Source organism: Vibrio sp. V04_P4A5T148 (assembly GCF_963875605.1).
GTDB classification, from domain to species: domain Bacteria; phylum Pseudomonadota; class Gammaproteobacteria; order Enterobacterales; family Vibrionaceae; genus Vibrio; species Vibrio anguillarum.
In genome coordinates, this window is the sequence record NZ_CAWNMS010000009.1 from 1 (window position 1) to 2,406 (window position 2,406).

Sequence of the window (2,406 nt, forward strand, 5' to 3'; positions counted from 1 at the left end):
GGCTAAGGGGTTGACAACGCACCGCCGAACTCAAAAAACACACTTAAACACTGAACTGCAATTTTGCACTAAAGCCGCCTCGCGTTGGCAATCCCTCTTGAGCCGTTTGTTATGCAAATTCAATAAGATAAACTAACTTTACTCGATCAAAAGCCACGATTGCAATGGTTGAGTAATTCAAGAATCAACCCAAGTAGGAGCCGTGATAAATAAGCCGCCAAAACAAAGCCCACCTTTCAACAACAAACCAAGCTTTTGAATGAGACAAACTCAACAAGCAAGACTTTCAGCAAATGCGAAATACTCGATAAACTTGGCCTTTCCACACTTTGCGCCCACTTAATTTACAACACGCCAACGCTAAAACCGATTGAGGCAAACAAAGAACCTTGCCTGTTTTGCGGCTTGAGTGAACCACGAATTTGAGGGTAAAAATGCTCATTTGCCGACAACACAAAACGAATAGCCGGAGAAATCCCAAAAAATTGAGCCACTAAATTTCCCTGAGCTGCATAACGCCCGGCTAAGGGGTTGACAACGCACCGCCGAACTTAAAAAACACACTGTAAACACTGAACTTCAATTTTGCACCAAAGCCGCCACGCGTTGGCAATCCCTCTTGAGCCGTTTGTTATGTTAATGCCCATGCCTCTTGGCTAAGTCTAAACAGATTTCCGCCAACCATTCTTCACGCCTTTTGATGAGTTGATAGTCTTCATCAAAAAGGTTGTACATATCACCTTCCGTTAGATCTATTGCCCGCCATTTATGGATGTACTCCAACGACTTTAAATGCGAGAGATGATAGTCCCCAACTGAAAAGTTAGTCTTTTCAAAGTACAGCTCACATATGAGTTCGATTTTTCTCAATACCGCAGAAATCTCTCTATCAACCGCATATGGTAGATCATAATTTTCACACGATTCATCTTCAAACCTATTGACTAGCTCATCTAACATTTCACCGCTGACCCGTGTGAACTCTATAGACAGATTAGATAGCTCCTCAACCTTGCCCAATAGAAACTCTCTCTTAGTCCTTTGGTTGATTATCGTTTGATTTACCAACAGCACTGTTAGAGCAAGGATGGCCGAGAAAGCAAAAGTAACTAACTGCACTTGATCGCTTTTGGCGGAAAATAGTTCTATCAAATAGTTCATTCTGCCCTCGATTAACATAACGCCCGGCTAAGGGGTTGACAACGCATTGCTGAACTCAAAAAACACACCTTAAACACTGAACTTCAATTTTGCACTAAAGTCGCCATGCGTTGACAATCCCTCTTGAGCCGTTTGTTAGCTGCTGCACTTTAGCCGGAGATTGACTACCCAACGGCCTAATTTAAAACACATTATTGTTTTCAAGCGACAAAGTAAAACGAACAACTGAGAAACTAAAACCTAACCCACTAAACGCACTTGGCAAAGAAGAAATAACCGAGAAACTGGCGAGCTTCTAAGACTTAAATTTACAAAGAATTCTTTCGAAGAAGCCAACAACCAAGTGTGCGAAATTAATTTAAGCGCGAAAGAGCTTCAAAACCAAAGAAGCCACACCAAAGAAATAAACAAACACACCACTTCCCGTAAACAGACTTCGGTTAGTTCAACCACTTCACGAACAGTGCCACTGGCGAGATACGCGGAAAAGTGCTGACTTTCAGGTGTAAAGCTAGAGCCTCAGACCAAGAAAAATAAACGCTTAATTTTATGGTTTTTCTTAACCTCAGCTAACGCCCAATTAAGTGGTGAACAACGCACTGGCCAAGCCGCTGCATTGCACCGTAAAGCACTTTACCTGACGCATAGTAAAACTGCCACGCGTTGAGAATCCACTTGAATTGCTTGTTATGTGAATTTTACCGTGAATTCAAAGTAAACCACCGTAGAAATGAAGAGATTTGAATAAGTTACGTACAAAATGATGCTGACCAAAACCTAAATTTCACAGCGATCTTAGCCAAAGAGAGCCACTTACAGAACCAACAACAAAGAAAGCGTCCTTTCAGCCACAACAAAACCTTTTGCTTCACCAGACTTTCAGAACTGAATTTCAACAAGAGAATCAGTCAAAAAGACATTTCAATTAAGGCGATTTGAACTGGCGAAACTCAACACAAACCAGATCCAAAACTTAATTGAGGCAACCCAAGAACCTTGAAAACGATCAATTTCAGGTTGTTCAAGAATCCATTTCGACCAAGCCAACTTGCCGAAAACACGAAACGAATTCTCAATGAAATTTTAGGTTTAACCTCAAAAACCCATCAAACACATAACGCCCGGCTAAGGGGTTGACAACGCATAGCCGAACTCAAAAAACACACTGTAAACACTGAACTTCAATTTTGAACTAAAGTCACCACGCGTTGGCAATCCCTCTTGAGCCGTTTGTTAGGCCAACAG

General features: G+C 41.7%; 2 protein-coding genes. Both read right to left on the bottom strand.

Features of this window, described 5'->3' with window-relative positions; all coding sequences use genetic code 11:
* Positions 1 to 344 precede the first annotated feature (344 nt).
* Complete coding sequence (locus tag AACT18_RS00110) at positions 345 to 494, bottom strand: hypothetical protein (RefSeq protein WP_176428369.1); 150 nt, start codon at positions 492 to 494, stop codon at positions 345 to 347.
* A gap of 142 nt (positions 495 to 636) precedes the next feature.
* Positions 637 to 1,161, bottom strand: coding sequence for a hypothetical protein (locus AACT18_RS00115; RefSeq protein ID WP_094144351.1), 525 nt, complete (start codon positions 1,159 to 1,161; stop codon positions 637 to 639).
* Positions 1,162 to 2,406: the final 1,245 nt, after the last annotated feature.

What these genes read in the sequence shown, in the direction of transcription:
- AACT18_RS00115 (WP_094144351.1), bottom strand. Translation starts at nt 1,161, where the DNA reads ATGAACTATTTGATAGAACTATTTTCCGCCAAAAGCGATCAAGTGCAG.